The organism is Okeania hirsuta (genome assembly GCF_003838195.1).
Classification (GTDB): Bacteria; Cyanobacteriota; Cyanobacteriia; order Cyanobacteriales; family Microcoleaceae; genus Okeania; species Okeania hirsuta.
In genome coordinates this window covers 1-4,601 of record NZ_RCBY01000384.1, presented here as the reverse complement: position 1 = coordinate 4,601, position 4,601 = coordinate 1, and the positions used below count along the sequence as shown (strand labels likewise).

General features: G+C 40.2%; 3 protein-coding genes. 1 reads left to right on the top strand and 2 read right to left on the bottom strand.

Features of this window, described 5'->3' with window-relative positions; translation table 11 throughout:
- A partial coding sequence (locus D5R40_RS37185) for a calcium-binding protein (RefSeq protein WP_192901332.1) occupies positions 1 to 1,068 on the bottom strand: 1,068 nt, incomplete at its 3' end.
- Between D5R40_RS37185 and D5R40_RS37180 the strand changes: the two genes are divergently transcribed.
- Positions 1,061 to 1,672 carry a hypothetical protein gene (locus D5R40_RS37180; RefSeq protein ID WP_192901331.1) on the top strand — a complete coding sequence of 204 codons (612 nt, stop codon included), beginning with the start codon at positions 1,061 to 1,063 and terminating at the stop codon, positions 1,670 to 1,672. The genes D5R40_RS37185 and D5R40_RS37180 overlap by 8 nt on opposite strands.
- 1,028 nt (positions 1,673 to 2,700) lie before the next feature.
- On the opposite strand, the gene D5R40_RS30550 is transcribed toward D5R40_RS37180, so the two are convergent.
- Positions 2,701 to 4,601 (bottom strand): cadherin-like domain-containing protein (locus D5R40_RS30550; RefSeq protein ID WP_192901330.1); only part of this gene is annotated, 1,901 nt, incomplete at its 5' end.

The following is a 4,601-nucleotide window of genomic DNA, read 5'->3' as shown; positions in this document are numbered from 1 at the left end:
TGGGTCTGGCGAGTCTGTTGGTGTTGGTGTTGGTGTTGGTGTAGCTGTAGGAAAAGGAGTTTCTGGAGTAGGGAAGAAATTACCAGAATTAAGAGTGCCACTATCAACACCAATTAAGATAGCCAAAGTATTACCGTCAGCATTCCGAATAACAGTATTACCACCCTCGTCAGATATTTCTAAATCTTCAAACGTTAGACCTCCCTCCAAACTAAGAAGGTCATCTGTAGTATTAAAGTCAGTAACAGTATATAAATTATCAGATTCCTCAAAATCTACAATAACGAAACTATCTTCACCCTCGCCCCCAGTTAAAGTATCACTACCTCGACCACCTATCAATAGATCGTCACCCTGACCTCCATCAAGAGAATCATTTCCTCTACCACCTGAGAGGACATCATTTGCCTCCCCACCATCTAGAGTATCGTTTCCTCGTTCGCCATTGAGAGTGTCAGCACCTGCATCTCCTAATAATAAGTCATTATCTTTACCTCCAGATAATACGTCATCTCCCGTACCACCATCTAGAGTATCGTTGCCTTGGTTTCCTGATAAAGAATCATTATCTTCATTTCCTGAAATACTATCAGTACCTTCACCACCCCTAATAACATCTAACCCCGCACCACCAGAGATAATATCATTACCATCCTGACCGAGAAGCGTATCATTACCTCCATCTCCTGCTACCGTATCATCGCCAAGATCTCCTGAAACAAAGTCGTTTTCTTCTCCTCCTGCTACATCATCGTTTTCCTTACCACCGTAAATAACGTCCCTGCCTTCTCCACCTCTAACTGTATCTGAGCCGCGATCGCCGAATACTGTATCATTCCCGGCATCACCGAGAACAGAGTCAGCATCTCTTCCACCTCGTAGACTATCATCTCCCAAACCACCGCTAACTGTATCATTGCCTCGGTTGCCGTTGATTTGGTCGTTGCCTTCTTGGCCAAGTAAAGAATCACCTTCTTCTTGGCCAAATACTATATCATTGCCACCTAGTGCAGAATATGTATCGCTGAAGACACTACCAAATGCTAGATCGTCTCCCTCGGTGCCCACTGCTTCACCACCTGGAAGTAAAGTTCCTCCTCCTGGTGCTGTAGGTACGGGAGCTGGCGTTGTTGCAGGCGTTGGTGCTGGTGTAGGAGATGGGGTTGGTGCTGGTGTTATTACTGGTGGGGTTGGTGTTATTACTGGTGGAGTTGGTGTTATTACTGGTGGTTCTGTTGGTTCTACTGGTTCTATCACTACAAAGTCGCCATTTGCATCGAAGAAACCTATTATACCATCTATTACAACTATTTCCCTACCTTCGGGAGTTGTTGGTATGGGTGTTGGCGCTGGGGTTGTTGCTGGGGTTGGTGCTGGGGTTGGTGCTGGGGTTGGTGCTGGTGTTGGTGCTGGGGTTGGTGCTGGTATTGGTGCTGGTGTTGGCGCTGGTGTTGGTGCTGGGGTTGGTGCTGGGGTTGGTGCTGGGGTTGGTGCTGGGGTTGGTGCTGGTGTTGGTTCTGGTGTTGGGGATGCCGTCGGTACTGGTTGTAATGGTACAAAGTCACCATTATCATCAAGGAAACCTCGTATGGGAAAGCCATTTATTATCCTTGTAATTATTTCAACATTTATAGGTGTGCCTGCTGAAGCCATTTTTCTACCTCTTAAATAATATATAATTTACGTTAGCTAGTATTAGACAAGGTCAAGATTTTTTTTGTTTATCTACTTCTTGATGATGTAGTAATATTGTTAATTTTTACAAGGGATAATATTGTTTTTATTACAGGTTATATCATGTCCGCTTAATTAGTAAAAATAAAGTTCTTAGGTAGTAGGTGGTAGGTGTAAATTAAAGAGGGAATTCTGAATATAATCAGAAATTTTGGAGTTCCCTTCAAGAGCAAGAGGAGAACATTTTTATTATACTTAATTATTCGGATATGGTATTATTAATAACTTTAATTTATCAAGTTACTTAAATCGAACGAACCCATCTATATTCATTCAACATTTCTCGTATTGGGAAAGTCAAACTGTAACTAATTGAATTAGTTTCAACCATAAAATTTGATGTTTTTTTGCTCTACAACTTTGTTAAGGTTAACATTTTTTTTCCTTTTTAACAATTGGTATAATCTTATAAAGTTATCTAGATATTGCAAGTATTATTTGCTGATCGTTATCTGGGATAAATTATATCATTTGCCCCCTTCGGGGGAGCTACGCTTATGGTAAAACAGTTATAATAGGGCTTCGTAATTTTGCTCTAGTCCTAATATCAAGTCTCATTAATTAGCCATAATAAAAATGTTCTTTTCTTGAGAGAGAATATTTTTTCCTAGGCCATGCTGCGCAAACAAACTTTCCCTTGTTCCCTACTCTCTACTCCCTGCTCCCTACTCCCTAAATTTTTTATTGTGCTTCTTCAAAGATACATGATATAAGACAAGTATTTAATTAAAGGGCTAAAGCTCAACTACAAACAAAAACTTTATTATAACGCGCTTATTTGTTAGCGTAGCTCCCCTGGAAGGGACTAGGGTAGCTCCCCCAGAGGGGGCACATTATATTAACTAGACTTTGAAGATTTATTCTCCTAAAAAATAAAATCGTGGATAATAGCTCGGTCGAACTATTTTTATCCACTTTTGCGACTGATTTGAACGATTTTTTACATTTTCATATTACCTCCTAGGGTTAAATAAACTTAAAATCTGAAGAGTCAATAACAGTACTAATAGCATCAGGAACAAGAGGTATATTATTAAGGACTGCTAAATCAAAAGCAGGATTACCATCATCCTCAAGATTTGGGTCATATCCTAAGATAACTTTACTATTCAAACTATTATTTACATAGATAAAGAAAGCAGGACTTGTTCCCGAACCATTTTGATTATTCAGAATAGAATTAACTTGCTGCACATTTTCAAATCTATTCTCAAAAATAATTAGTTCTTGACCACTTATATCTTGACCTTGGGAACCCAAATTATCAAGAGAAATTATCACACTAGAAAATTCTGTAGCAGTGCCAGGAGGATTAGTTAAATTGCCAAAATTACTGGATCTAAACAAGAATACATCTACATTACTACCATTAAAATCAGTAATTACATCGACTCCTTCATTGGGAACTTCAAAAAAGAAAGCATCATCTCCCTCATTACCAGTTAACCTGTCCGCACCAAAACCACCACTCAAAGAGTCATCACCTATATTGCCATTAATACTGTCGTTACCTTCGTCACCACTGATAAAATCATTTCCTTCATTACCATCAAGAGTGTCAACCCCTGCACCACCACTCAAAGAGTCATCACCGACCCCACCAACAACACTATCGTTGCCTAACCCACCGAATAAACTATCGCTACCAGTTTGGCCAAGCAGCAGGTCATCATCAGCACCACCGTCTAGAGTATCATTACCAGAATTACCTCCTAAAGTATCATTTCCAGTATTACCAAATAAAGAGTCATTATCATCTTCACCGGATAGAGAGTCATTGCCCGTACCTCCGTCTAGGGTATCGTTACCCTGTCCACCTCTGAGAGTATCTTGTTGTTCTGCTCCTAATAATAGATCGCTGCCGTCTTCTCCTAACAAAGAGTCACTATCAGCACCACCATCTAGAGTATCGTTGCCTACTCCTCCAAATAATGTATCAGCTTGTTCTGCACCAAACAAAGAGTCATTTCCAGCTTCACCTAATATAGAATCTTCGTCCGCTCCTCCATCTAAAATATCCTCTCCAGCACGACCACTAATAGTATCCTCTCCAGCATTTCCGAGAATGTAGTCACTTGCGGGAGTACCGTTAATGGTATTATCACCACCTCCACCTTCAGATATATTATCAACAACAGTAATACTAAAGGATGTAGTTGGAATTGTTCCATTATCGCCATCAGAAACAGAAAAAGTAAACGGAAACCTACCTGCTGTGTTACCCGGAGTATATAGAATTAAGTTGTTATTAATATCAGCTTGAGAAAAAGTATCGTCATTATTGATACTATCATCAACTAATGTCAGATTACCTTGTATGGGTGCCCTGATAATATTGTAGGTAATTTCTTCTGCTGTGTTGTCGGTATCTGTAACTAAAAGATTAGTATTGAATATTGTTTGTCTTGCTCCACCTCTCTCAGCAATGATACCTCGGTTATTAACTAACTGCGGTGAGTCATTGACTTTAATATTAACTTGAGCAGTATCGGAACCACCATTGCCGTCACTAATACTATAACTAAAACTGTCCTCTCCCAGGAACCCAGTATTGGGAGTATATGTGTAGGTTGTACTGTTTTCTTGTACTAATGAACCATTTCGTGGTGTACCTATGGCAGAAATACTGAGAGGGTCTCCATCTGGGTCAGAGTCGTTTTCGAGTAGTTCTTGAGTAGTAAAAGTTAATGGTTCATTTTGATTTGTCGTTAAGTTATCGTCCTCTGCTTCAGGGGGGTTGTTGGAAGGTTCTGGAGTTTCTGTAGGTGTGGGTGTGGGAGTTTCTGTAGGTGTGGGTGTGGAAGTTGGACTTGGTGGTACGAACGGCAATTTTTTGGCAGTGCTAGAAGGAGTTGAAAGTAGCACAA